The following is a 25,023-nucleotide window of genomic DNA, read 5'->3' on the forward strand; positions in this document are numbered from 1 at the left end:
ACGAGCGGCCTCATCTGTCGCTGAAAATGCAGACGCCCGATGCAGTGCATCGGGCGTCGATGGCCGGCTGACGCCGGCCTTGTTCAACCGTTCTGAGTGTCAACCTAATTCAGGACGGGTCACCTGCGCCGCCGCCAGAGGGCGGCGACAGGTTCACACCTTGAAGTAGTCGCGGTACCAGGCCACGAAATTGGCAACGCCCTGGGGCACCGGCATGGCCGGCTTGAAGCCGGTCCAGGCGGCGAGTTCCTCGACGTCCGCATGCGTGGCCGGCACGTCGCCGTCCTGCAGGGGCATGAAGTTCTTCTGCGCCTCGCGGCCCACGGCCTGCTCGATGGCCTGGATGAAGTCCATCAGCTTCACGGGATCGTGGTTGCCGATGTTGAAGACGCGGTAAGGCGCATTGGAGCGGGCCGGGTCGGCCGCCAGGGCGTCGTAGCCCTCATCAACGGTGGCCGGGCGGTCCAGCACGCGCACCACGCCCTCGGCGATGTCGTCGATGTAGGTGAAGTCGCGGATCATCTGGCCGTGGTTGAACACGTCAATGGGCCGGCCTTCGATGATGGCCTTGGTGAAGAGGAACAGGGCCATGTCCGGCCGGCCCCAGGGTCCGTAGACCGTGAAGAAGCGCAGGCCGGTGGTGGGCAGGCGGTAGAGATGGCTGTAGGTGTGGGCCATCAGCTCATTGGCCTTCTTGGTGGCGGCGTACAGGCTCACCGGGTGATCCACGCCGTGGTGCTCCGAGAAGGGCATGCGCACATTGCCGCCATACACGCTGGAGCTGGACGCATAGGCCAGGTGCTGCACGCCGCTGTGGCGGCAGCCTTCCAGGATGTTCATGAAACCGACGATGTTGCTGTCGATGTAGGCGTGCGGGTTCTGCAGCGAGTAGCGCACGCCGGCCTGCGCGGCCAGGTGCACGACGCGGTCGAACTTCTCCTCGGCAAAGAGACGGGCCATGCCCTCGCGGTCCTCCACCGACATCTGGACGAAACGAAAACCCGGGCGGCCCTGCAGGCGGGCCAGGCGGTCGCGCTTGAGCTGCGGGTCGTAGTAGTCGTTCAGGTTGTCCAGACCCAGGACTTCATCGCCACGGGCGAGCAGGATCTGGCTGACGTGCATGCCGATGAAACCGGCGGCACCGGTGACGAGAACTTTCAAGCAAAACCCCGAGATTTGTTGGCACATGGGCACAGCCCCAGACATGGCCAGGGCGGGCGCTCGCTATTTTGACCGACACTTCGAAGCCCTGCCTCACCCGTTCGTGGGGCCTGTCTTGCCCGCCGCACCCGCCGTCCTGTGTCCCCACTGCCGCCACCCGCTTCCCGGGCCACTGAATTCCCCATGCAGGAGACACGTCTCTTTGGCGTGCGCCTGCATGCCGGTTGCGTCGAGGGCGTGCTGCAGACGCTGCTGGCCTGGGCCTCGCAGGGCCGTTCGGTCACGGTGTGCCTGGCCAACGTCGACATGCTCACTCAGGCCCGGCGTCGCCCCGCGCTGGCCGCCGCACTGGACGAGGCCACGCTGGTGCTGACCGACGGCATGCCCCTGGTCTGGGCCCTGCGCAGCCTGGCCGGCCTGCGGACCGTCGAGCGCATCAGCGGCCCCAGCCTTACGCAGGCCCTGCTGGCGCAGGCCCAGCTCCAGCGGCTGCCGGTCTATTTCTATGGCGGCGGCACAGCGGAACTGGCCCGTCTGGAGCAGAACCTGCGGCTTCGCTTCCCGGACCTGCTGATCGCGGGCACCGAGTCGCCGCCCCTGTTGCCCGAGGAGCCGCCGGAGGACGCGGCAGCGCTGGCGCGCATCCGGGCTTCCGGTGCCCGCCTGGTCTTCGTGGGCCTGGGCTGCCCCAAGCAGGAATTCTGGATGCGCCTCCATGCCCCCCGCCTGGACGCCGTCTGCCTGGGCGTGGGCTACGCATTCCCCCTGCTGGCCGGCACGCAGACGCGCGCCCCAGCCTGGATGCAGCGCAGCGGCCTGGAGTGGCTGTACCGGCTGGCGCAGGAGCCCGGCCGCCTGTGGAAGCGCTACCTCATCGGCAACAGCCAGTTCCTGGGTCTGTGCCTGGCCGCCCTGCCTGGGGCCCTGCTGCGACGCCTGCGCGGGAGCTAAGCCATGCGCCTGCTGATGCTGCTGCAGGGCCGCACGGTGGCAGACCAGCCGGGCTACCACCAGGGCCTGCTGCGCCTGGTGGAACAAGGCCGGCTGCAGGCGGCACAGGCCCTGCCCTATCTGGGCCCGGAGTCCACCCCGCAGGCCACCGAGCTGGCCTTTGCACAGGCCCTGCACCTCATCGCCCGCGAGGGCTACGACACACTGTGGCTCCAGTGCTACCACGGCCCCCTGCCCGATCCCCGGCCCTTCCTGAGCGCGGCCCGCCAGCGTTGCCCGGAGCTGCTGGTGCTGTGCAGCAGCGGCGACGCCTTCGGCCGCTGGATGCACCGCACCCCGGCCAGCCTGCGCCAGGCCTGCGCCGCGGCCGACCTGAACTTCCTCACCGCCCTGGGGCCGGTGGCCGATGCGGTCACCGCCGCCGGTGCGCGCAATGTGGTGCTGATGCCGCATGGCGCCTGCCAGGTGCGCTTCGCAGCCCCTCCGCCACAGCAGGAGGCGCCGCCCTTTGACGTGGTCTTCATCGGGAGCCAGCACGCAGGGCGCAATCCCTTCAACCCCATCAACCGTGCCGCCCGCCAGCGCCGGGCCATGGTGCAGGCCCTCGCCCGGCGCTATGGACCACGCTTCGGCCTCTTTGGCCGCGGCTGGGAGGGCCAGCCCGGCTGGCAGGGCCCGGTCCCCTTTGCCGACCAGCACCAGGCCATGGCCCAGGGCCGCCTGCAACTGGGGGGCTTTCCTGGCGGCCGGGCGCCCTATTACCTCTCCGACCGGCCCTACATCGCCATGGCCAGCGCGACGCCCCTGCTGGACTGCCGCCTGCAAGGCGTGGATCGACTGGCCCGCGAGGGCGAGCACTGGGCGCTCTATGACGACCTGCCCGACCTGCTGCGCCTGTGCGACCGTTCGCTGGCGCTTGGGGAGGACCTGCGCGCCATGGGCCGCGCGGCCCGCGACTACGTGCTGTGCGCACACACACAGTACCACCGCGTGAGCGAGATGCTTCGCATCGCCGCGGACCTGCGCGAGGCACGCAGCCACGGCCGCCGTCTGCCCCCGCCGGCCCCGCGCATCTTCCATGCGGGCGTGCGGCCCGAGGACGAGATCCCGCAGGTGGTCAGGGCCTGGGCAGGCTGACGGCGGACTGCCCTCGCAGGCGCAACAGCGGCCGCTCCACCAGCCTATGGCAGGCCAGCCCGGCCACCCCCGTGCCTGCGATCACGCCCAGCGCCGCCAAGTCTGCATCCAAGCCCGGCCACAGGTGCAGCAGACGGTACAGGGCGGGAATGCTCAGCGCCTGGATCAGGTAGATGCTGTAGGAGGCATCCCCCAAGCGCTGTGCCGGTGCCCAGCGGGTCTGGCGCAGGCCCAGGGCACCCATCACCAGCAGGGCGCAGGGCAGGCCCCAGTGCCACAGGCGCAGCGCAGGGGCCGGCTGCCCCAGGGAGGCCAGCAGACCCAGCGCACCCAGACCCAGCAGCCAGGGCGCCCAGGGCCGCCGGGTCGGCAGCCGGCGATGCAGGGCGGCCAGGCCCATGCCCAGCAGGAACTCCAGCCCCAGCGCATCCGCACCCAGCGCGATCAGGCCTGCCAGGCCCAGGCCCACGCACAGTGCCGGCCCACACCGCCAGGGCAGCAGCAGGCCCAGCGTGAAGAGGGCATAGAAAGCCATCTCCCATTCCAGCGTCCAGCCCAGCCACAGCACCGGCGGCCGCCCCAGCCAGGCGCCGGACACAAAGCCCAGCGAAGCCAGCACCTGCCGGCCATCCGCCAGCGCGCCGTGAAAAAGCCCGGGGCGCAGTGCCTGCAGCAGCAGCACCGCGAGCGTCAGCAGCCAGTACAGCGGCACGATGCGCCAGAGCCGGTCGGCCAGGAAGCGCGCGGCCGTGCGGGGGCGCCGCTGCTGGGTGTAGACCATCACGAAGCCGGACAGCACGAAGAACAGGTCCACGCCCCAGGCGCCCCAGCCCCACAGCGGCGCCAGCGCCTGTACCGGCCGCTGCTGGTGACCCGCGGCCTCGATGACGTGGAACAGCACCACCGCCAGCGCGGCGACGGCGCGCAGGGCCTGCAGATTGCCAAGCCGCGCATCCTGAGCGTCAGCGGAGCAGGTCTTCATAGAGCTGACTGAGCTGGCGATAGTTGGCATCGGCGCTCCAGTGCATGCGCTGGTGCTGGCGGGCAGCCTGGCCCCACAGGCGGGCGTCCTCGGGGCTGTCGAGCACCCGCCGCATTGCCGCGGCCAGGGCGGCCGGATCACCGGGCTCGAAGAGCAGGCCCGTCCGCGCCTGCTGGACCAGCTCAGGCATGGGGCCGTGGTTCGCCGCCAGCACGGGCAGGGCGCAGGCAGCCGCCTCCACCAGCGTACGTGGGAACATCTCGAAGGCGAGGCTGGGCAGCACCAGGGCCTGAGCTCGCCGCATGTGCGCCTGCACGTCCGGCGCAGGCAGCGCCCCCAGCAGTACCAGGCGCGGATGGGACTGCAGCGCCGTCCGCAAGGGACCGTCGCCGATCACGGTGATGCGCTCGCCCGCGGGCAGGGCATCGGCCGCCTGGGCCAGCAACTGCAGGCCTTTTTCCTCGGCGAGACGGCCCACGAACAGCAGGCCGCGCCTGGCCGGCTCGGATGGATCCGGCTCCGGCGGGCTGTCCACGAAATGCGGCTTGACCACGATGCGCTCGGCCGGCAGACCGCCCCGGATGAACAGCGTGCGGGCGAATTCGCTCAGCGCGATGTAGCGGCTGACCTGGCTCGCCCAGGTGCCCAGCAGGCGGTGCAGCTGCGTCACACCAGCCACCAGGGCCGTCTCCAGGGCGCTGTCGCGGTAGCAGCGGTGCACGACGCCGCGCCAGGGCAGCCGGCCTACGCAGTCCGTGCAGGGGCGGCCGTCCCGCAGCATCAGGGCCTGGGGGCAGACCAGGCGGGCGTTGTGCAGCGTCAGCACCACGGGAAGGCCGTGACGCCGGGCGGCCCGGAACACCGAGGGCGAGATCAGGGGCCAGGTGTTGTGCACGTGCACAATGTCGGGGCCCTGCCCGGCGATGAGGCGGTCCAGCTCGCGCGTCGTGGCGGTGGACCAGAAGGCCTGCGCGGCGCCGCGCCAGCGTGGCAGGCCGTGCAGCTCATCGTTGTGCCTTTCGTGGCGCAGCACGCGGTGGCCGCGGCTCTCCAGCAAGGCCGCTTCGCTCTGCACGACGGCATCCTCGCCACCCGGCTGCTGGTAGCGGTTGTGCACCAGCAGCACCGCGGGGCAGGTCTTGCGCGAGGGGCTGGCGCTCATGCCTCCCGCCCCCGCTGCACGCAGTCCATGGCCTGCACAAAGCCCTGCGCGGCGCGATCGAAGGTCCAGCCCTCCTGCACCCGCGCCTGTGCGGCCGCGCCCAGACGGCGGCGCAGGGGCTCGTCCTGCAGCAGCGTGCAGGCGGCCTCCACCCAGTCCTCGAGGCGCAGGGGCAGGACCCGCCCGTTCACGCCGTCCAGGACCAGATCACCGGCACAGCCCGCGACCTCGCTGACCAGCACCGGCACGCCCGCGGCGCAGGCCTCGTTGGCCACCAGGCCCCAGGGCTCCCATTGGGTCGGGAACAGCAGCAGGCCGGCGCTGGCATAGAGGGCCGGCAGCTCGGCCTGCGGACGGTAGCCCAGGCACTGGAGCTCGACCTGCTCCGACAGCCGTGCCGCGGCGCGCAGCAAGTCCTCGCGCAGCGGCCCGTCGCCCAGTACCCGCAGGCGCACGCGGCGCGCCAGCCGGCGCGCGACGCCGGCCGCGATGTCCAGCGCCATCAGCGGCTGCTTGTGCGGCACCAGGCGGCCGGAGAAGAGCAGGTCCGCTTCCCGCGTGGCCGACTGTGCCGCGGCGGCGAAGCGCTCGTTGTCCACGCACAGGGGCGCCAGGAAGCAGCGCTGCGGCGCCACGCCGTGGTGCTGGAACACCCTCAGCGTGCCCGTGCCCGCCCCGACGAGCGCCGCGGCCCGCGGATAGACAAAAGCGCGCAGGCGCTGGTGCAGTCCGCTCAAGCTCTGCTCCTGGTGCCAGCTGCCGTCGCTCATCACGGCATGGGGCCGGCCGTGCCGGGCTGCCCACAGCTGGCCCAGCACAAAGGTCGGGATGAAGCCGGTGGTGACCACGACGTCAGGGGCCAGCCGGCTGAGCAGGCGCCAGACGCCGGGATCCACATGCAGAAAACGCCGCGCGCCCGTCCAGCTGGCGCCGCCCAGCACGTGCACACCATAGCCCCGCCCCTGCTCCTGCAGCGCCGGGTCCACCCAAGGCTCGGTGCAGTAGACCATCTGCAGATCCAAGTGCCGGCCCACGCGGGCCCACATGGGTGTGCGGTAGGGCACCGGCGCATTGCTCAGCACGGCCACGCGCAGGCGCTGGGGCGTGCCGCTCATGGGGCCGGCCTCCGCCAGCGTTCCAGCAGCAGGCGCAGATAGGGCCAGACGAAAAAGAGCGGCCAGGCCAGGCCCATGTGACGGCGCATCAGGCGCAGCCAGGAGCGCCAGGGCAGGCCCTTGCGCGAGAGCATCAACTGCCAGCGTCGTTCCCAGGGCAGGCTGCGGTCGTGGTAGCTGCCTGTGCGCGGGTTGTCCGAACACCAGCCCATGAAGCCCGGCGCCAGCCATACGCCCAGGCCCAGCGCACGGGTGCGCAGGGCGTAGTCGGTATCGCCCATGGCGTGCTCGAAGGCAGGGTCCAGATCCCCCACCTGCTCGCGCACCTCGCGGGGCAGCAGCACGATATTGCCGTTCATCGAATCACACAGCAGCGGCTGATCGGACGGCGCCACCAGGGTGAAGCGCGAGCGCCGCCAGCGGCTCAGGCGGCGCTCGCCGCCGTAGCTGAGCTGCCCGGTGCGCGCATCGCGTGTGGCGCCGACCACGAGGCCGAGCTGCCCCTGCTGGCGCAGCGCCTGCTCGCAGTCCAGCAGCCGAGGCAGAAAGCCCGGCTCCAGCAGCACATCGTCATTGAGCCAGAGCTGCCAGTCCGCCGCGCGCGCCAGCGGATGCTGCTGCGCCTCGTGCATGCCCCGGCACCAGTAGAGCTGCCCCGGCCCGCGCACCACGCAGACCCAGGGATGGGCGGCGGCCACGGCCTGGGCCGTGCCGTCGGTGCTGCCGTCGTCCAGCAGCACGGCCTGCAGGTCGATGCCCCGCGTCTGCAGTGCCAGGCGCTCGGGCGCCAGCGTATCCAAGCAGGCCAAGGTCTTGTCCCGCCGGTTGAAGCAGCTCATCAGCACGCACAGGGAACGCATCAGCGGGGCTTTCCTTCCGCCACGGCCAGGCGCACCAGGGCTTGGCCGATGGCGATGACATCACCGGGGCCGGCACGGCCCGCCTCTGGCGAATCGCGCAGTTCGCGGGCACCCAGGGCGCGGGCCAGCACCGGGCGACGCAGGCGCAGCGGCTCGGCGCCCGTGTGCCACAGCAGCCAGTGCACACCGTCGGCACCCTGGGTCCGGCAGGCCACCAGGCCCGGCCGGTTCAGCCAGGGCTGGCGGCAGGGACCCACACGGCGCTCCAGCAGCCAGTCCTGGACCTGGGCAAATGCGGCCAGTGCGGGGCGCGGCCGGCCCTGGTCGTCGACCAGGCCGCTGCGCCGGTTGTCCCAGGCGTATTGATAGAAGCGCTCCACGCCGGCCGCCGCGCTCAACACCAGGGCCTGGGCCAGACGGGTGGCGGCGCTGTCCCAGTCGGTCACCACGCCGCCGAGGAGCTTCTCACCCGGCGCGGCCACCTCCACGCCGGTCTCGGTGTTCCAGATCGGCAGCGCGCCCAGCCCCCGCTCGCGCTGCAGACGCTGGAGACTGACCAGGGTCTGCGCCAGCTTCAGGTTGCTCTCGGCATAGAGATGGAAGCACAGCGCCTGCACCTGGCGCTCGCCACCGGCCGAGAGGAACAAGGCCAGGCGGTCCACGCCATTGGTGAAGCCCGGCGTGCACAGAGGCGTGCCGGGCGAGACCTCGTCCAGGGCCTGGCGCGCAGCCTCGGCCATGGCCACCAGGCGGTGCACGCTGCCGGTGTAAAAGCCGCGCTGGCCGCGGTCCCGGGGCAGCTCGGACAGCAGTGGCTCGTTCCACAGCTCATAGGCCGCGATGCGCGTGCCGTAGCGCCGGGCCACCGTGCGCACATAGTCCTGCCAGGCCGTGAGGTCCCGGGGTTCGGCGCTGCAGCCCTGGGTGTAGGGGCAGGGTTCGTCGGGACGTGTGGAGTTCCAGGCGGGCGTCATGCCCAGGGTCAGCAGCACCCGGGCGCCAGCCGACTCGGCGGCGGCCACATAGGCATCGAGCCGCTCGAACTGCCAGGTCTGCGGTGCGGGCTGCAGGTTGAACCAGGTGGTTTGAGCATCCCACAGGCGCAGATGGCCCAGGGGCTGCTGCGGCCAGCGCGTGCGGCCCTCATCGTCCGGCAAGCCCAGTTCCAGGCGATGGAAGTGGGTGCCGAAGAAGGCAGGGGTGATGGTCTGGCTGCGGCCCTGGGTGGCTTGCAGATAGGGGTCGGTGCCGGCGGCCGAGGGCATGGTGCCCAGCACGATCAGCAGGGCAGCGCTGAGCAGGCGCATCAGACGATGGACCAGGCGGTGGATCAAGCTTGGGGTCAGGTCTTGCCTCCCCGGGACCGCCTGCCGCTCAGGCCACCGCATGCCGCCCTCCCCGCCAGGACACCGGCGCCCGCGCCACCGCGGCGCAGGTGGCGCCCAGGCCCAGCCACAGGCCCTGCACATAGGTCACGCCGTAGGGCACGAAGTAGACCACCAGGGTCACGGTGAGGGTGAACAGCAGCACCGGCAGCGGCTGGGTGGGGTCCGCCGCGATCCGGCGGCGCAGGCCGCGCAGCACCGCCACGAGGGTCGCCACGAAGCCGGCCAGGCCCAGCAGGCCTGTGTTGAAGACGGTCTGCACGTACATATTGTGGGCGCCGTATTCCAGCAGGCGCGGCGTGCCTTCGCTGTCGATCACGTAGCGCGAGTTGTCCGTGCCGAAGGGATTGCCGATGGCGATGGAGCGGGGCCCGAGGTCCACCCAGCGCCGCAGGATCACGCCCCAGCTCTGCAGGCGTTCGGCCGTGGTGTCCTGGCCCCGCACCGCGCGCTGGGCCGACTGGCCGATCTGCGCTGCCAGCTCCGATCTGGGGGCCAGCATCAGGGGCAGCACCACCACCGACAGGATCAGCGCGAACAGGCCCAGCTGCCGCCAGGCCGAGGCCGCGCGGCGGCCGCTCAGCAGCGGGCTCAGTGCACCGACCAGCACGGCGCCCCACACCGAGCGGTGCTGCAGCGCCAGCACATAGCCCAGCAGCACCGGCACCCACAGGCGCAGGGTGCGCAGGGCCGGCGCTGCATCGGCGAAGTAGAGCGCGCCGATCAGCAGTTGGCCCAGCAGCAGGGCGTCGTTGGACCAGATCACGCGGATGGGCCCGTCAATGTTGTAGACGCCCCCCGGCGGCAGCAGGCTGGGAATGGGGGTGTAATAGACGATCCAGCGGTAGGTGGTCAGCAGCAGCAGCACGCCGCCCAGGCCCGCCAGCCAGGACAGCAGGCGCTGCAGCAGCTCTGGCCGGTAGGGAAAGCTCATCACATAGCTGGCCACCACGACGAAATAGAAGTAATCCCGAACCTGCACGCCGGCCTTGGTGCCGAAGCTCAGCAGGCCCTGGCCCAGGCTGAGCATCACGGCGCCGCTGAACATCCACCAGCCCAGCGGGATGGCAGGCCGCTCGCCGGGGCGCAGCCAGCGCACCAGCGCGGCCGGCAGCAGGATCAGGCACATCAGGTCGCCCGGGTACAGGGCCAGGCCGATGTGCAGCAGGGGCTGGCCGCTCTGCAGGGAATCCACGAGGGCCGTGCCCAGCACCAGGGCCACGCCCATCACCAGGGACTGGATGCTGCCCAGCAGCAGCACCACCCCGCCGGCGGCCAGGAGCATGGCGACCAGCAGGGGCAGGCTCAGAAGGAACAGCAGGCTTGCATCCATGGGGCGCCAGTGTGACTCAAGCGGAGGGGGTCGAGACGGAAGCAGGCTCCTCGCAACGGAGGATGTCACGCAGATGCTGCACATAGGTCGCGGCCACGGCCTCCGCGGCGAAACGCTGGCACACCGCGCCCCGCAGCGAGCGCGACAGGGCCGCATAGCGCGCCGGCTCGGCCACGGCCAGCAGGGCCCGGGCCAGGTCGTCGGCGGATTCGACATCCGCCAGGCACTCCGGCGCCTGCAACACCCAGGGCACGGCCCCTGCCGCGCGGCCGGCCACCACCGGCAGCCCCAGGGCCATGGCCTCGGCGATGGCCATGCCGAAGGTCTCCTCGCGGGCCGGGTGCAGCAGCAGGTCCAGGCCGGACAACCGTGCCAGCAGGGCCGCGTGGGGCAGCGGCCCATGGCAGTGGATGCGCGGCTGCAGCGGCCTGAGCTCAGCCTGTGTCTCACAGAAACGGGCGGCCGGACCGCCGGCCTCGAAGCCATGCCCGAAGAGATGCAGCTCGGCTAGCGGCTCGCGCGCCGCCACCCGCGCGAAGGCCAGCAAGCCGGCCTGCGGATTCTTGCGCGCGTCCCAGCCGTTGCAGACCATGGCGATGCGCAAGGCCTCGCCACGCTGGCGGTCACGCCCCAGGGCCAGGGCCTGCGGTGCGACCGGATTTGGGATCACCACGGCCCCCGGCACCCCGTGCGCCGCCAGCTCGGCCTGCAGATAGGGCGACACCACGCTCAGCGGCGGCGCCCGCCTGAGCACCTGCCGCGCCATGCCCACCCGCAGGGCGCGGTAGAGACTCACCGTGGGCCGCGCCCAGCGGTTCATGCGGGCGACCACCCAGGGCGAGTCATGGCTGGTGACCAGGGTCGGCAGGCCGCTGTCCAGCGCCGCCCAGGCGAATTCGTAGACCCAGTGGGCATGGACCACGTCCGGCGCTGCGGCACGCAGGGCCGCCAGCAGGGCGCGACGCTCGCAGCGATAGAAGTCCAGGATGCGCCCCGGCCGGCCCTGCACCGGCCGCCAGGCGCGCGGGCGCAAGGGGCAGAAGACGGCGCGCAGGCGTGGCTGCGTCGCCGAGGCAAATTCGCGCGAAGGGCCCGCCAGCGGGAGATCGCCGCTGAGCGTGACCACCGTGACTCGATGGCCGGCGGCCAGCCAGGCCTGCACGAGGGTCAGGAGCAGGGGCGCCCCCTCGTAGCCGCGCGGCAGGGCCGCGGGCGGCAAGCCCATCAGCGGCGCCAGTTCGGCGCCGGCCACCGGCCCGCACAGAGCGATGTGCAAGGCGGGGGCGTCATCCGGCTGCGGTCGCTCATCCATGCGCCGCCTCCTTCGCCCTGGTCCAGCGCAGCAACCAGGGCCAGTGACGCTGGGCCAGCTGCAGGGCGGCCGTGTCGCGGCAGCCCCACAGCGCAAGCATGGCAGCCAGGCCCAGGCCCAGACCGCCGGCAGCGACGGCCACCAGCACCTGCAGCAGGACCGGCGCCGCAGGGCACAGGGCCAGGGCGCCGGACACGGCCAGCATGACCAGCAGGCCGCTGCCCAGCACAGCGGCATGGATGCGCAGCAGATCGCCCGCTCGCATCTGCAGCGGGCCCCGCAGCCACCCGAGGTAGGCCGCCCAGCGCAGCATTTCCACGGTCACCAGAAAGCCCACCAGCACGCGCAGCCCCTGCCCCACGAGCAGGGCCAGGCCCAGACACAGCAGCAAGGTCACGGCCGCCTGCAGCCGCAGCTTGGGGCCCAGCCAGCCCAGCGCATCGCAGGTGATGCCGGCGACGTTGGACATGAAGATCCAGGGCACGGCCAGGGCCAGCCCCTGCAGCAGCGGCACCGCAGCCTGCCACTGCGGCCCCAGCAGCAGCAGCACCAGGGGCTGGGCCGCGGCGCTGACGCCCAGGCTCAGCGCGGCGCCCAGTCCGCCGATCAGCAGAACGCCCAGGCCCAGCACCTCGCCCACCCGGGCGCGCTCGGTCTGCGTACTGGCCAGCAGGGGGAAGAGCACCCGGCCGACGATGCCCGCCAGCTTCTCGGTGGGCAGTTGGGCCAGCAGGCGGGCGCGGCTGTAGAGGCCCAGGCTGGCATCACCCAGGGCTCGGCCGATGACAGCCGTATCGGCGTTGCCCCCCACCAGCTCGACCAGGCCGATGAGGGCGTGGCGCCCGCCATAGCCCAGCAGGCCACGCCAGTCGCCCTGCAGGCTGGGCCGGCAATCGGGTCGGGCCAAGGCCAGCGACAGCCCGGCCTGCAGCAGGGCCTGGCCGAGTTGCGCCGCCACCAGGGCCCAGACGCCCCAGCCCGCCCAGGCCGTGGCGAGGCCGACGAGGCCGTAGCCCAGCGCATAGGACGCGCCATCCACCGCTGCCAAGGCCTTGAAGCGCAGGCGGCGGCGCAGCAAGGCCGTTGCCACCAGGGCCATGGCATTGAGGGGCAGCTGCAGGGCAAGCACCTGCAGCACCGCGGCCAGCGAGGCCTGCCCGGCCCACCGCGCCACCAGGGGCGCCAGGAGTGCGGTCAGGGCCGCGCAGGCCAGGCTCAGCAGCAGGGCCAGCGTCCAGGCCAGGCGCTGGGTCAGGACGTCCAACTCGGACCGCTGCACCAGGGCCGGGGCCAGGCCGGACTGGCTGACATAGGCCAGCAGGTTGAGGGCGGCCAGGGCCAGGGCCATCAGGCCGAAGTCGGCCGGCGTCAGCAGGCGGCCCATGCAGGCCATCAGGCCCAGTTGCGCCGCCGTGTTGAACAGCAGGCCCAGCGCGCCCCAGCGCACGCCTGAGAGGGCCTGGCGCGCGCGGCTCATCGAGGTGCGTCGAAGCCTGCGGCGCAGGCCTGGGCATAGGTTTCGGCAATGCCCGCACGCAGCGGCGTGCGCGGCTGCCAGCCCAGGGCCCGCAGGCGAGAGATGTCCAGCAGCTTGCGCGGCGTGCCGTCGGGCTTGCTGCTGTCGAAGACCAGCTCGCCCTGGAAGCCCACCACCTCGGCCACGGTCTGGGCCAGCTCGCGGATGCTGAGGTCCTCCCCACAGCCGATGTTGATCAGCGGGCCGTCGTAGCCGCTCTCCATCAGGTGCACGCAGGCCTCGGCCAGGTCATCGACATAGAGGAACTCGCGCCGCGGCGTGCCGCTGCCCCAGACGGTGATCGAAGCATCGCCACGCCCCTTGGCCTCATGGGCCTTGCGCATCAGGGCGGGCAGGACGTGGCTGGTCTGGAGGTCGTAGTTGTCGCCCGGGCCGTAGAGATTGGTGGGCATCACGCTGATGTATTGGCGGCCGTGCTGGCGGGTGTAGCTCTCAGTCAGCTTGACACCGGCGATCTTGGCGATGGCATAGGGCTCGTTGGTCGGCTCCAGCGGGCCGCTCAGCAGGAACTCTTCGCGGATGGGCTGAGGGCAGTCCCGCGGGTAGATGCAGCTCGATCCCAGGAACTGCAGGCGCTGGATGCCGGCGCGGTGGGCACCGTGGATGAGGTTCAGCGCGATCTGCAGGTTCTGGAAGAGGAAGTCGGCGCGCTCGGTGGCATTGGCCAGGATGCCACCGACCTTGGCCGCGGCGATGAAGACATAGTCAGGTCGGTGCTCGACCAGATAGCGGTAGACGGCCGCCTGGTCCAGCAGGTCCAGCTCGGCCCGCGTGCGGGTGAGGACCTGGGTGTAGCCGCGCGCCTGCAGGCGCCGCAGCAGGGCCGAGCCCACCATGCCGCGGTGGCCGGTGACGAAGATGCGGGCATCGCTGGGCATGCTGTTCATGGAGACCTCGGGCCGGGCTTCATTCATGGCCGTCATAGGCCGGATAGCCGGCGCTCTTGACCAGCTCGTCACGCTGGGCGGCGCTGTAGTCCGCCGCCATCATCTCGCGCACCAGCTCGGTCAGCGAGGTGGAGGCACGCCAGCCCAGGCGCTCCTGCGCCTTGGAGGCATCGCCCAGCAGGGTCTCGACCTCGGTAGGACGGAAGTAGCGCGGGTCCACCCGCACGATGACATCCCCCACCCGGCAACGCGCCTGCGAGCCGCTGACGGCGACGACGCGCGCCACCTCGTCCACACCCTGCCCTTCAAAGGCCAGCGTGAGGCCCAGCTCCGCCGCCGCGAGCGCGATGAACTCGCGCACGCTGTGCTGCACACCGGTGGCGATGACGTAGTCGTCCCCCTGGGGCTGCTGCAGCATGCGCCACATGGCGTCTACGTAGTCGCGGGCATGGCCCCAGTCGCGCAAGGCCGAGAGATTGCCCAGGTGGACGCAGTCCTGCAGCCCCAGCGCGATGCGTGCCATCGCCCGCGTGATCTTGCGGGTGACGAAGGTCTCGCCGCGCACCGGGCTCTCATGGTTGAAGAGGATGCCGTTGCTGGCATGCAGGCCGTAGGCCTCGCGGTAGTTGACGGTGATCCAGTAGGCGTAGAGCTTGGCCACCGCATAGGGGCTGCGCGGATAGAAGGGCGTGCTCTCGCGCTGCGGGCTGGCCTGCACCAGGCCGTAGAGCTCGGAGGTGGAGGCCTGGTAGAAGCGGGTCTTCGACTCCAGGCCCAGCATGCGGATGGCCTCCAGCAGGCGCAAGGTGCCCAGGCCGTCGGCATTGGCCGTGTACTCGGGCATCTCGAAGCTCACCGCCACATGGCTCATGGCGGCCAGGTTGTAGATCTCGTCCGGCTGCACCTGCTGGATGATGCGGATGAGGTTGCTGCTGTCCGTCAGATCCCCGTAGTGCAGCATGAAGCGCTGGTTGCTGACGTGCGGGTCCTGGTAGAGATGATCGATGCGGTCGGTGTTGAAGGACGAGGCGCGGCGCTTGATGCCATGCACCTCGTAGCCCTTGCCCAGCAGCAGTTCAGCCAGGTAGGCCCCGTCCTGGCCGGTGACGCCGGTGATCAGCGCTTTTTTTAAGCTCATGCGTGCATCCACAAAGCAGGTGTCCAAGACATGGGTTCAGCCATGGCCGCGACCCAGCAGGCGCAGGCGCGCGGCCGGGCCCAGCGCCCGCGCCCAGTCGCGGATGAAGGCGGCCTGCAGCGCGAAGCCCTCGGCATTGTCGGCGCTCAGCGAGGAAACGCGCACCAGCACGCCGTCCGGTATCAGGCCCTGCAGGCCATAGCGCAGGGCTGTCCAACGGTGTGGGTAGCCAAAGGCGGTGAGCTGCTCGCCCACCACCACCCAGTAGCTGATGGGCTCATGGCGCCGCCCCTGGCTGGCCACCAGGCGCTTGAGGGGCAGCGGGCCGCTGTCCAGGGCAACCGTGGCATCGAAGACGTCCTGGTCCAGCTGGAAGCCCTGCGCCGGATAGCAGATCTCGGGGCGATGGATGAGCATGCCCTTGTGCTGGTTCCTGCCATAGGCCAGGCTCAGCATGATCAGCTGGCGCCGGCCATTGCGAAAGCTCAGCGCCAGCACTTCGTCATAGGTGTCGGCAATGACCTGCTGCTGCTGCGGGTCGGGCAGCAGGGGTGCGACCGTGGGGTCCAACACCCATTCACCGAAGTGATCTGGCACCAGCCGGGCCAGGGGCAGGCGGGGCTGCTCGTCCGCCAGGAAGCGGCGCGGCCGTGCGCGCTCGCCCAGCAGCGCAGTGCTGCCCATCGCAGCGGCCAGCAGCAGGGCGCGGCGCTGTGCCTTCATGGCCAGCCCCGCCAGCGCGCCAGGCGGCCCAGCAGGCCATCGGCCGCCATGATCAGCAACAGGGCCGCCACCATCAGCAGCAGGCCCGCGAAGCCATGGATGAAGCCCTGGCCGGCCGCGTCACCGAAGTGGTAGGTGACCAGCACCAGCACCAGCACGCGCAGCACATTGGCCGCGAAGGAGATGGGCACCACCAGCAGCGCCAGCACCGTGTTGCGCCACACGGCGGTGTGCTGCATCACGTTCATGTAGAGCAGGCCCAGGGCCTCCAGGGTGAAGAGCGAATTGAGGCCGGCGCAGGCATCGGCCACCATCAGCTGGTAGGGGCCGACGGTCAGCACCACGCCCGCCTGGCCCACCGGATAGCCCGCCCAGTACAGCAGCTGGCTCGCCACGCCGGACACCGCGATCTTCAGCGGCGTGGTCAGCGCTGCGGTCCAATCGCCCGGCCAGGGGATCATGAAGAGCAGGAAGCACAGTGGGAAGGCGGCCAGGCGCAGGCCGCGCCTGCCCAGGAAGAGCAGCACCAGGCCGGCCAGCACCAGGGGCTGCGCGCCGATCTCCAGCGTCCAGATGGCTTGCGAGCGCCCCAGCACATAGGCCGCCAGGCCCAGGCCCAGGGGCAGCAGGCCCCAGGGCGTCCCGCGAGCCTCGCGCAAGGGCATGAGGCGGCGCGCCAGCAGCCACAGGCCCACGGCCAGGATCATGGGGCCGTGGCCCTGCTCGTCGCTGGCCCACAGACCATGGAAGAGGTCGCGATAGCTGAGGCCAAACAGCAGCACCCAGCCCAGCAGCAGCCAGGCCAGCACCGGGCGCACGGGTCGCGGCAGCTGCGCGAGGTCCTGCCAAACGCTGCGGGGGGCGGCCTGGGCCGGACTCACCACGCGCGGCCCTTCAGTGCTCGTTGATGATCACGCCCAGGATCTCGGCCGGGCTGTGAGAGAAGCCGCCCACCAGGTCCTGCAGGGCTGCCATGCGCGACTGATGACGCCGTGCCAGCACCACGGCAGCACCGGCGCGAGCGGCGATCACGAGGCTGTCCGAGCCCAGGGTGGATGCCGGCGTGTCGATCAGCACGTGGTCGAAGCGGCCCAGCAGGTCGCGCAGCAGCAGGCCGAAGGCGGGGCGCTCGACCAGCTCCAGGGGATTGGGCGGCGGTGTGCCCACCGGCAGCACGAAGAGACTGGGCACGCCCGCCACCTGCCGGATCACGCCCTGGCCGGCACGGCCCGAGAGCACGTCGGCCAGCCCCTCGCGGCCGCCCTCGCCCTCGGTCTCGAGCCGGAACAGCTCATGCTGGCGGGGGCCGCGCATGTCGGCGTCAATCAGCAGGGTGCGGCCGCCCAGCTGGGCCAGGGCCACGGCCAGGTTGGCGCAGAAGAAGCTCTTGCCATCGCCCGGCTCGGGACTCACCACGGCCAGGGCGCGGCGCTCGCGGCCCTCCTGCTGCAGGCGCATCAGCAGCTGGCTGCGTGCCGCACGAAAGGCCTCGGCCTGCGGGCCGAAGGGCTGGCTGAGGCTGACGAGCTCGGGACTCAGGGCCGGCCCCGCGCTGGGCGCGACCGGGTACTGGAACTGCTGAGCCAGGGCGAAGAGCACGTCGTCGGTGCTGGCGAAGCCCAGCTGCACGGCGGCATCACCGAAGCGCAGGCCGTGCTGGCGCTGGTAGGCCAGCACCTGCTCGACCTGCTCGGCGCTGAGATTGCGGGTCTGGCTGATCAGGGCGCCGATGGACGGCTCGCGGGCCCCGCCCAGGCCTGGGGATGTCAGGGACTCGTTCATGCGGCAGCCTTGCTCTTGACGGCCGAACGCCTGCCCAGGCTGCGCAGGCGCTGCCACCAGGCCCTGCCCTGCGGCGACTCGGCGCGGGGAATCACCGCCAGCAGCGGCAGGTCCGCGACCCCGGCGAGGTCCTGTGGGCTGCGCAGCCGGCGATCCAGCAGCTCGTGGATCACCGCGGCCAGCAGGCCCAGGGCCGTGCCCAGGAAGACGCTCACCAGCAGGTTCAGGTAGGTCTTGGGCGAGGACGGCGCCAGCGGCGGCTCGGCCTGGGTCAGGATGTTGACGTTGGACAGCGTCGTCTGGCTTTCCAGGTTGGTCTGGGTGAGGCGGGTCTGGATGGCGTCGTAGGCACGCTGGGCGTTCTCGACGTCACGCAGCAGCACCGAGCCCTCGTCACGCAGGGCCTTCATGCGCAGCAGCTTGCCGCGCTGGGCCTCCAGCGAGGCACGCACATCGGCCTCGCGAGCGCGGTTGATGGTGGCGGCCACGCCCACGCCACCGGTCACGCGCTTGACCTCGGCCTCGACCCGGGACTTGAGCTCGGCGATGTTGGCGCGGGCCTCCACCACCTGCGGGTGGTTGTCGCCATAGCGGGCATTGAGCTCCTGCAGCTTGGCCTCGGCGCGGCTGAGGTCGGACTTCAGCGAACCGATCACGGGGTTGACCAGCACCTCCTGGATGCGGTCGCCCGAGGTGGCGGCCTGGTTCTGGCGGCTGCTGGACTCGGCGCTGAGCGCCTGCAGCGTCACCAGTTGCGTGGACAGTTCGGTGAGGCGGGTGTTCTCGACGTCCAGGCGCTCATCGGTGGCGATGATGCCGTTCTCCTTCTGGAAGGCCGAGAGCTTGGCCTGCGCGGCCTCCAGGCGCTCGCGCGCCTCCTTGGCCCGGGTGTCGAAGAAGCTGCGGTACTGGCGCGCCGGATCGACCTTGAGGTCCAGGGTCACCTCGATATAGGCCTGCACAAAGGCATTGGCCATATTGGCCGCCATGCGCGGATCGGGGGCCTTGTAGGACACCTCGATGATGCTGGACTGCATCGAGGGCTTCACCTCCAGGCCGGGGCGGAGGGTGTCAGCCAGCCAGGCCTCGATCTTGCCTTCGCCCTTGGTGGCCTTGAGCCACTGGGCGCGCACTTCGGCGCTGTCAGCCAGGCCGGAGTTGCGCACGACGCGCTGGGCCACGCGCTCGCTGCGGATCACGTCGACCTGGGTGGCGATATAGGCCGGCGTCACCGCGCTCTGCATGAACATGGCGGAGACCGGGTCCGGCTTGACGTCGGCCACCACCGAGGCGGTGGCGGTGTACTTGCTGGTCGTGGCCAGGGTGACGGCCAGCACCACCAGCACCAGGGTCGCAAACACTGCGGCCGCCGTGCGCCAGCGAGCAAGAAGGATGGGGATCAGCTGGGTCAGGTTCACCGGCATCCTTCAGAACAGGCTCTCGCGGACATAGACCACATCGCCTTCCTTCATGGACTCGTCCATCTCGGGGCGCTGGACCTGCACCTTGCCGTCGGCCCCGCGGCGATGCACGGTGATGCCTTTTTGCGTGCCGCGCTGCGTGGTGCCGCCGCCGGCTGCCAGCAGCTGCATCAGGGTCATGCCGCGTTCCAGGCGCATGGCACCGGGGCGGTTGACCTCGCCGTAGATATAGACCATGGGAGCACGGTCCACCCAGAGGACGTCGCCGTTCTGCACGATCACGTCCTGCTCGCGGCCCTGGGCAGCGAAGAGGCTGGGGAGGTCGACCTCCAGGCGATAGGGCTTGCCCTGGCGGCGACCGCTCAGCACGATGGTGTCCGAGCCCGCCAGCGTCACGCCGCCGGCCGCGGCCAGCAGGTCAGAGAGGCGGGTGTCGCCCATCTCCAGCGGATAGCGACCCGGGCGGTTGACCATGCCCAGCACGCTGGCCTGGTTGCCGCGCACCTGCAGCACCACGATGGTCACCGAGGGCTGCTTGACGAAGTTGCCATTGCGCAGGCCATCGGCGATGAGCTGCTCGGCCTGGCTGAGGCTCAGGCCGCCCAGCTTGACGCTGCCCAGCAGGGGATAGGACAACGCGCCGCTCTCGGAGACGCGAGTCTCCAGGGTCAGGTCGGGGTTCTGGTAGACGCTGATGCGGATGACGTCGCCGGCCGCCAGCCGGTACTCGGTGGTGGCAGCCATGCCCGGCACCTGCGGGGTGCTGGCGGCGCTCGCCGAGCTGGCGGGCGCCTGCGCGCGGACGCCTGTGCCCAGCAGTGCCCCAAGGATCAGGCCGCAGGCCAACAGCGCGGCCCGCATCACTTCAGCCCCAGGCTCTTGGCGACGTCGCTGGCCGGCGCCTCGGCCGTGGACGCAGACGAAGCGGGCACGACGGCGGCGGGCGCCGAGGCCGCCGAGGCCGCGGTGGCCGGCTTGTTCGCGAACTTGCCCAGGTACTCGATCTTGCCGGCCTCGCGCAGGGCTTTGAGGTCCCGCTGGATGGCTTCGGCCTTGCGCTGGTTGACCAGGAAGGCCTCGACCGCCGGGCGGGCCGTCGCCTCGTCCACCGGGTTCAGACGCGAGGTGGCCAGATGCAGCAACTGCAGGCCGGAGGACGTCACCTGCACGGCGGTGTCGCCGTCCTTCATGCGGGCGATGGTATCCAGGCTGTTGAGCGGCAGCTGCTCGGCGGGGCGCACCGCCTCGTTGACGTTGAAGCGGATGCCCGCGCCCTTGAGGTACTCGGCGAACTCGGAGAGGTTGCGCGAGCCCTGCAGACGCTGGCGCAGGCCCTCGAACTGATCGGGCGTGGCCTCGATGCTCATCTCTTGCAGGCTGTAGACCCGGCGTTCCTTGAACAGGGCCGGCTTCTCGTTGTAGAACTTCGCGATCTCGTCGGCGCTGGGCTTGCTGACGGACTCGCCGATGCGTTCGGCATAGGCCCGTGCCAGGATCTCGCGCTTGGCCGCCTCGATCTGCTGCACCACGCGCGGATCGCGGTCCAGCTTGAGGTCCTGGGCCTTCTGCACGGAGAGCTCCTGGTCGATCAGGCGCTCCAGCAACTGGCGGGACAGGGCGTCCGTCTGCTTCTCGCTGAGGCCGGGCTGGCGCTGCAGCAGCTGGTTGATCTGGTGGACGGTGATCTCTTCCTTGTTGACCTTGGCGGCCGTCTGCGTGGCATCACCCTTGCCGCCGCCACAGGCCGCCAGCAGGGCGGCCAGGGCCACGGCCGTACCGGCTGCCCGCGTCAAGCCCAGGAATGAGACCCTCTGCATCGTCGTCTTCATAGCGCTCCAAACCTTGCTGCATCCTTGCCTGCCCTGCCCGCATGAAAGCCTGCGGGACGTGCAGCGCCAGACCGCCGCGCGGCCTGGCATGTACCGGGCGAGTGTAACGAGGCTCCAGGGGCCTGCAGAGGCATTCATGCCCAGCAAAAGGCGGCAAGGTAGGCGCTTTTGTGGACTTCCTGGCGTTCAGTGCAGCGCCGCACCCGTGCCCGGGGGAGACCGCATCCGCAGCCGCCGGGTGGATCAGCCTGGGTTCAGCACTTGATGCCGACGTGCAGCGCCACGACGCCGGCGCTGAGGTTGTGCACGTCCACATGGCCGAAGCCGGCCTGCTTCATCAGCGCCTTGAGTTCCGCCTGGCCCGGGTGCATGCGGATGGACTCGGCCAGGTAGCGGTAGCTGTCGGCGTCACCCGCGATCATCTGGCCGAGCTTGGGCAGGACCTTGAAGCTGTACCAGTCATAGGGCTTCTGCAGGGGGGCGGCGACCTTGGAGAACTCCAGCACCAGCAGCCGGCCGCCCGGTTTGAGCACGCGGCACATCTCGGCCAGGGCCAGGTCCTTGTGCGTCATGTTGCGCAGGCCGAAGGCCACGCTGACGAGATCGAAGCTGGCATCCTTGTAGGGCAGCTTCTCGGCATCGCAGAGGTTGGTAGGCAGGACCAGGCCTTCGTTGAGCAGGCGGTCGCGACCGGTGCGCAGCATGGCCTCATTGATATCGGTGTGCACCACCATGCCGGTGCTGCCCACATGCCGGGCGAAGGCGCGGGAGAGATCGCCCGTGCCGCCGGCGATGTCCAGCACGCGGTCGCCTTCCTTGAGGTTGGCCACGGCCACGGTGTAGGCCTTCCAGGCGCGGTGCAGGCCCATGGACATCAGGTCGTTCATGATGTCGTAGCGGGACGCCACCGAATCGAAGACGCCGCGCACGCGGCCGGCCTTCTCCTGCTCGTCGACGGTCTGGAAGCCGAAGTGGGTGCTGCTCATGGGTCGTGTCCGGTTCGAGGTGCGGGTTCAGTGGCTGGCGCAGTGGCCGCCGCCCTTGGGCGCCATGGGCGCGTCGCGGTCCAGGCCGGCCGCGGCCAGCCGGGCGAGGTGCTCGGCCCACAGCGCGTCCTGGCGCAGGCCCAGCTCGTAGAGATAGTCCCAGGTGTAGAGGCCGCTGTCGTGACCATCCGAGAAGCGCGGCTGGACAGCGTAATGGCCCACGGGGCTCAGGGCCTCGATCAGCACGTCCCGCTTGCCGGTCTGCAGCACTTCCTGGCCCGGTCCATGGCCCTTGACCTCTGCCGACGGGCTCAGCACCCGCAGCAGTTCGAAGGGGATGGAGAAGCGCGCGCCATCGTCAAAGGCGATCTCCAGCCGGCGGGACTGCTGGTGCACGGTGATGTCGGTGGGCAGGGGGCTTGCTGCGCTGAGGCCAGCCATGGGAAGGGATGAGAAAACCTTGGGGGCTCCAGTGTAGCCCGGTGGGCTGGCGCTGCCGTGCAAGGCCAGGCGGACGGCAGAGTGCTTGAAGGCTGGCAACACTGGGCCGGGGCGGCGCGCCACGACGGCATCGCAGCGAGGCGCCAGGGTGAATTCAGAGCTGATCCCACAAAAAGCTGATCCCACAAAAAAAGGGCCCCGCGCGAGCGGGGCCTAAGAGGAGGGATCCGCAGGCCTGCGCCGATAGGCGCTGACTTGCAGGCGAAGCATCGCCCGACAGGGGGATTGCAGCAAGCTGTAAGACCTTTCAGACCGTTAGCTCTGACAGGGCCACTTTGTGTGCGGATGCAAGCGCCGCGGCGGGACGCCGGGCAAGGCCTGACCCCAGCCAGGCCCCTGGGCATGGGGGATCCAGGCGATTGCCCAGGCGCCCTCCGTTCACACAGCCCTGCACACTGTGACAAGCACGGCCCTGCTCATCACTGCGCGCAAGCCAGCAGCCGCTGCAGGCGCTGGCTCATGCGCTGATCCAGTTCCTGCAGCGGGAGGGGCAGGCGCTGTTCCGCCGGTTCGATCAGCTCACGCACGGCAGCACCCCAGACTGGATTGGGGAAATGGCTGTCCCAGTCAAAGCGTGCGATCACGTGCCAATGCAGGTGCGGCACCACATTGCCCAGGCTGGCGACGTTGATCTTGGTCGGCTGCAGTGCTTCGCGCAGCACCTGCTCCACGGCGCAGACGGCTTCCATGCAGGCTTGGCGCTGGGAGGCATCGAGATCGCTGAACTCGGCCACATGATCCTGCCAGATCAGGCGGTAGAAGGCCGGGAAGCTCGGCTCGTGGGCGCGAATGAGGCGCCACTGCGGAGCCTCGAACACCGGCAGGCCGCCGGCCTCGCGGCACAAGGGGCACTGGGGCTGGGAAATGGCGGTGCTCATGGCAGGACCTCGGCTTCAGGATCTTGGGATCAAGGCAGTATCGCGCAGGCTCTTCGCAAGACCCTCGCAAAACCCTCGCAAGACCTTCGCAAGGCGCTGCCCCCAGCTTCCCGCCAGACCCGGCCGCCGCCGTCAGGCGCCCGCGGGCCGGCTGCGCCAGAATCCACCGCCAAGGCAAAACAGACCAGACCACAGGAGACGATCCCATGCCCCAGCGCCATCCCATGCCCACGACCGCCTCACGCTCCCGCCGCCAGACCCTGCGCGCGCTCGCCGTACTCAGCATCTGGGCCCTTGGCGCCCCGGCCGTGCTGGCCGACACCTGGCCTTCCAAGCCTGTTCGCTGGGTCGTGGCCTATCCCGCTGGCGGTGGTTCGGATTTCCTGGCCCGCCAGCTCGCGCCGCAGCTGGGCAAGCAACTGGGCCAGACCCTGGTCATCGACAACCGCCCCGGAGCTGCTGGCCAGATCGGCACGGACAACGCCGCCAAGTCCGCGCCGGATGGCTACACCCTGCTCAGCGGCGACAACGGCGTGATGGTCTTCAACGGCGCGCTGTTCCGCAAACTGCCCTATGCCGTCAGCGACTTCGTGCCCGTGGGCTTCATGGCCCGCTTCCCGCTGGTGCTGAGCGTGAATCCGCAGTCCGGCATCAGCAGCGCGGCGCAATGGCTGGACCTGGTCAAGAAGAACCCGGGCAAGTTCAGCTATGCCTCGCCGGGCGTCGGCAGCCCTCACCACCTGGCGATGGAGCTGATCAAGGAGCGCACCGGCAGCTTCATCGTGCACGTGCCCTACCGCGGCACCGCCTTCGCCACGCAGGACATGCTGGCGGGCGTCGTGCCCATGGGCGTGCTGGACACCGCGGCGGCCCTGCCCCATTTCCGCAGCGGCAAGCTCAAGCCCCTGGCCGTGCTCTCGGCCAAGCGCGTGGCCACCCTGCCCGATGTGCCGACCTTCGCCGAGCTGGGCATCAAGGACGTGGAGCTCTCGGCCTGGCAAGGCCTCTTCGTGCCCAAGGGCACGCCGGAGCCCATCGTCCAGCGCCTGGGCAGCGAGCTGCAGAAGGCCCTGGCCGTGCCCGAGGTGAAGGCCCGCCTTGAGGACTTCGGCCTCGAAGTCGCCCCCAGCGACGGCGCTGCTCTGGCCCGGCACATCCAGCGCGAGACCGAGTTCTGGCACGCTCTCATCAAGGCCCGTCACATCACTGCTGAATGAATCCCGCTGCCGACGCCTGCGCTCCGCCTGGTGCTGGGTGCTGGGTGCTGGGTGCTGGGTGCTGGGTGCTGGGTGCTGGGTGCGCCAGGGGCGACGGGCCTGCAGCGGTGCGACGGCTGGCGCGGCCCAGCCTCAGCCCCGCCCGCAGCCGGGCTTCGTGTGGGGCGGCCGGCCCTGCAGGCCGGCTCCCCTGCGGTGCTCGCGGCCCGGAGCGGGCGCGTAACTCGCTCCATTCGCTGCGCTCATTGCGCTCGGACAAACGCGCCCAGTCAGATCACGATGCGCGCTGACGCGCGCTGCCCCGGGCCGCTGCGCTCCTCGGCACCCCACAAGGCGCCCAGCTGCGGGCGGGGCTGAAGCCAGGCGAGGCACTGAGCACGGCGTCGCCAGAACAAAGCTCGCGCCCAAAAACTTAGGCAGCCCACCAAAGACGCAAACTGCTCCCCGCAGGAAAGAAAAGACCCGCTGCACAGCAGCCGGGCACTTACACACAGCACCAAACACTCAAGGTGCTCACCCCAAAAAAAAGAAAAGGCCCGCTGCGCAGCAGCCGGGCCCTCACACACAGCACCAAACACTCAAGGTGCTCACCCCAAAAAAGAAGGCTCTTTGCGCATTGCTTCGAGACGCCTCAAGCCCCGACTGCCAGAGCCAGGAACGGCGCGGGCTGGCGAGGCGTTTGAGCTGACCGGTCCAGAGCACGGAACCAGCCCAAGTAGCTGGCCA

General features: G+C 70.5%; 23 protein-coding genes. 3 read left to right on the forward strand and 20 right to left on the reverse strand.

The window, feature by feature from the left end:
• Positions 1 to 153: 153 nt before the first annotated feature.
• Complete coding sequence (locus ACS5PK_RS21975) at positions 154 to 1,161, reverse strand: NAD-dependent epimerase (RefSeq protein ID WP_439442407.1); 1,008 nt, start codon at positions 1,159 to 1,161, stop codon at positions 154 to 156.
• A gap of 183 nt (positions 1,162 to 1,344) precedes the next feature.
• Between ACS5PK_RS21975 and ACS5PK_RS21980 the strand changes: the two genes are divergently transcribed.
• Positions 1,345 to 2,112 carry a WecB/TagA/CpsF family glycosyltransferase gene (locus tag ACS5PK_RS21980; RefSeq protein WP_439442408.1) on the forward strand — a complete coding sequence of 256 codons (768 nt, stop codon included), beginning with the start codon at positions 1,345 to 1,347 and terminating at the stop codon, positions 2,110 to 2,112.
• Positions 2,113 to 2,115: 3 nt separating this feature from the next.
• The gene (locus ACS5PK_RS21985) at positions 2,116 to 3,249 is read left to right on the forward strand and encodes a glycosyltransferase family protein (RefSeq protein ID WP_439442409.1); all 1,134 of its coding nucleotides are present in this window, start codon (positions 2,116 to 2,118) and stop codon (positions 3,247 to 3,249) included.
• Here ACS5PK_RS21985 and ACS5PK_RS21990 read toward each other — a convergent pair.
• From ACS5PK_RS21990 to ACS5PK_RS22080, 19 genes are all read right to left on the reverse strand, one after another.
• Positions 3,230 to 4,231, reverse strand: a complete 1,002-nt coding sequence (locus tag ACS5PK_RS21990; RefSeq protein WP_439442410.1) for an acyltransferase family protein — start codon at positions 4,229 to 4,231, stop codon at positions 3,230 to 3,232. The two genes, ACS5PK_RS21985 and ACS5PK_RS21990, sit on opposite strands and share 20 nt — an antisense overlap.
• Positions 4,212 to 5,393: a glycosyltransferase family 4 protein gene (locus ACS5PK_RS21995; RefSeq protein WP_439442411.1), complete on the reverse strand. Its 1,182-nt coding sequence runs from the start codon at positions 5,391 to 5,393 to the stop codon at positions 4,212 to 4,214. Before ACS5PK_RS21995 ends, ACS5PK_RS21990 begins: the two co-directional genes overlap by 20 nt.
• Positions 5,390 to 6,508 carry a glycosyltransferase family 4 protein gene (locus ACS5PK_RS22000; RefSeq protein ID WP_439442412.1) on the reverse strand — a complete coding sequence of 373 codons (1,119 nt, stop codon included), beginning with the start codon at positions 6,506 to 6,508 and terminating at the stop codon, positions 5,390 to 5,392. The genes ACS5PK_RS21995 and ACS5PK_RS22000 overlap by 4 nt, the downstream gene beginning before the upstream one ends.
• Positions 6,505 to 7,368, reverse strand: a complete 864-nt coding sequence (locus ACS5PK_RS22005; protein ID WP_439442413.1) for a glycosyltransferase family 2 protein — start codon at positions 7,366 to 7,368, stop codon at positions 6,505 to 6,507. The genes ACS5PK_RS22000 and ACS5PK_RS22005 overlap by 4 nt, the downstream gene beginning before the upstream one ends.
• Complete coding sequence (locus ACS5PK_RS22010; protein WP_439442414.1) at positions 7,368 to 8,702, reverse strand: hypothetical protein; 1,335 nt, start codon at positions 8,700 to 8,702, stop codon at positions 7,368 to 7,370. Before ACS5PK_RS22010 ends, ACS5PK_RS22005 begins: the two co-directional genes overlap by 1 nt.
• 40 nt (positions 8,703 to 8,742) lie before the next feature.
• Positions 8,743 to 10,086, reverse strand: coding sequence for an O-antigen ligase family protein (locus tag ACS5PK_RS22015; protein WP_439442415.1), 1,344 nt, complete (start codon positions 10,084 to 10,086; stop codon positions 8,743 to 8,745).
• 16 nt (positions 10,087 to 10,102) lie between these two features.
• Complete coding sequence (locus ACS5PK_RS22020) at positions 10,103 to 11,398, reverse strand: glycosyltransferase family 4 protein (RefSeq protein WP_439442416.1); 1,296 nt, start codon at positions 11,396 to 11,398, stop codon at positions 10,103 to 10,105.
• Entirely contained in the window at positions 11,391 to 12,875 is a 1,485-nt protein-coding gene (locus ACS5PK_RS22025; RefSeq protein ID WP_439442417.1) for an oligosaccharide flippase family protein, read from the reverse strand. Before ACS5PK_RS22025 ends, ACS5PK_RS22020 begins: the two co-directional genes overlap by 8 nt.
• Entirely contained in the window at positions 12,872 to 13,822 is a 951-nt protein-coding gene (locus ACS5PK_RS22030; RefSeq protein WP_439442418.1) for a GDP-L-fucose synthase family protein, read from the reverse strand. Before ACS5PK_RS22030 ends, ACS5PK_RS22025 begins: the two co-directional genes overlap by 4 nt.
• Positions 13,823 to 13,841: 19 nt before the next feature.
• A complete protein-coding gene (gene gmd / locus ACS5PK_RS22035) occupies positions 13,842 to 14,960 on the reverse strand; it encodes a GDP-mannose 4,6-dehydratase (protein ID WP_439442419.1) in 1,119 nt (372 codons plus the stop codon).
• A gap of 36 nt (positions 14,961 to 14,996) precedes the next feature.
• Positions 14,997 to 15,683 (reverse strand): exosortase-associated protein EpsI, B-type, encoded by a 687-nt coding sequence (gene epsI / locus ACS5PK_RS22040; protein WP_439442420.1) that lies wholly within the window; start codon positions 15,681 to 15,683, stop codon positions 14,997 to 14,999.
• Positions 15,680 to 16,567 (reverse strand): exosortase B, encoded by an 888-nt coding sequence (gene xrtB / locus ACS5PK_RS22045; protein WP_439442421.1) that lies wholly within the window; start codon positions 16,565 to 16,567, stop codon positions 15,680 to 15,682. Before xrtB ends, epsI begins: the two co-directional genes overlap by 4 nt.
• Before the next feature lie 10 nt (positions 16,568 to 16,577).
• The gene (locus tag ACS5PK_RS22050; RefSeq protein WP_439442422.1) at positions 16,578 to 17,465 is read right to left on the reverse strand and encodes a nucleotide-binding protein; all 888 of its coding nucleotides are present in this window, start codon (positions 17,463 to 17,465) and stop codon (positions 16,578 to 16,580) included.
• On the reverse strand, positions 17,462 to 18,883 hold the full coding sequence (gene epsF / locus ACS5PK_RS22055; RefSeq protein WP_439442423.1) for a chain length determinant protein EpsF: 1,422 nt from the start codon (positions 18,881 to 18,883) through the stop codon (positions 17,462 to 17,464). The genes ACS5PK_RS22050 and epsF overlap by 4 nt, the downstream gene beginning before the upstream one ends.
• A 9-nt stretch (positions 18,884 to 18,892) precedes the next feature.
• Positions 18,893 to 19,630: a polysaccharide export protein EpsE gene (epsE, locus tag ACS5PK_RS22060; RefSeq protein ID WP_439442424.1), complete on the reverse strand. Its 738-nt coding sequence runs from the start codon at positions 19,628 to 19,630 to the stop codon at positions 18,893 to 18,895.
• 116 nt (positions 19,631 to 19,746) lie between these two features.
• Positions 19,747 to 20,703: an EpsD family peptidyl-prolyl cis-trans isomerase gene (locus ACS5PK_RS22065; protein WP_439442425.1), complete on the reverse strand. Its 957-nt coding sequence runs from the start codon at positions 20,701 to 20,703 to the stop codon at positions 19,747 to 19,749.
• 266 nt (positions 20,704 to 20,969) lie between these two features.
• Positions 20,970 to 21,701: a bifunctional demethylmenaquinone methyltransferase/2-methoxy-6-polyprenyl-1,4-benzoquinol methylase UbiE gene (gene ubiE / locus ACS5PK_RS22070; protein WP_439442426.1), complete on the reverse strand. Its 732-nt coding sequence runs from the start codon at positions 21,699 to 21,701 to the stop codon at positions 20,970 to 20,972.
• Between the two features lie 27 nt (positions 21,702 to 21,728).
• Complete coding sequence (locus ACS5PK_RS22075) at positions 21,729 to 22,142, reverse strand: gamma-butyrobetaine hydroxylase-like domain-containing protein (protein WP_439442427.1); 414 nt, start codon at positions 22,140 to 22,142, stop codon at positions 21,729 to 21,731.
• A gap of 479 nt (positions 22,143 to 22,621) precedes the next feature.
• On the reverse strand, positions 22,622 to 23,080 hold the full coding sequence (locus ACS5PK_RS22080; protein WP_439442428.1) for an HIT family protein: 459 nt from the start codon (positions 23,078 to 23,080) through the stop codon (positions 22,622 to 22,624).
• A gap of 206 nt (positions 23,081 to 23,286) precedes the next feature.
• Between ACS5PK_RS22080 and ACS5PK_RS22085 the strand changes: the two genes are divergently transcribed.
• Positions 23,287 to 24,297: a Bug family tripartite tricarboxylate transporter substrate binding protein gene (locus ACS5PK_RS22085; RefSeq protein ID WP_439442429.1), complete on the forward strand. Its 1,011-nt coding sequence runs from the start codon at positions 23,287 to 23,289 to the stop codon at positions 24,295 to 24,297.
• Positions 24,298 to 25,023 lie beyond the last annotated feature (726 nt).

The sequence above is a fragment of the Roseateles sp. DB2 genome, assembly GCF_051857535.1.
Taxonomy (GTDB): Bacteria; Pseudomonadota; Gammaproteobacteria; order Burkholderiales; family Burkholderiaceae_C; genus Roseateles_B.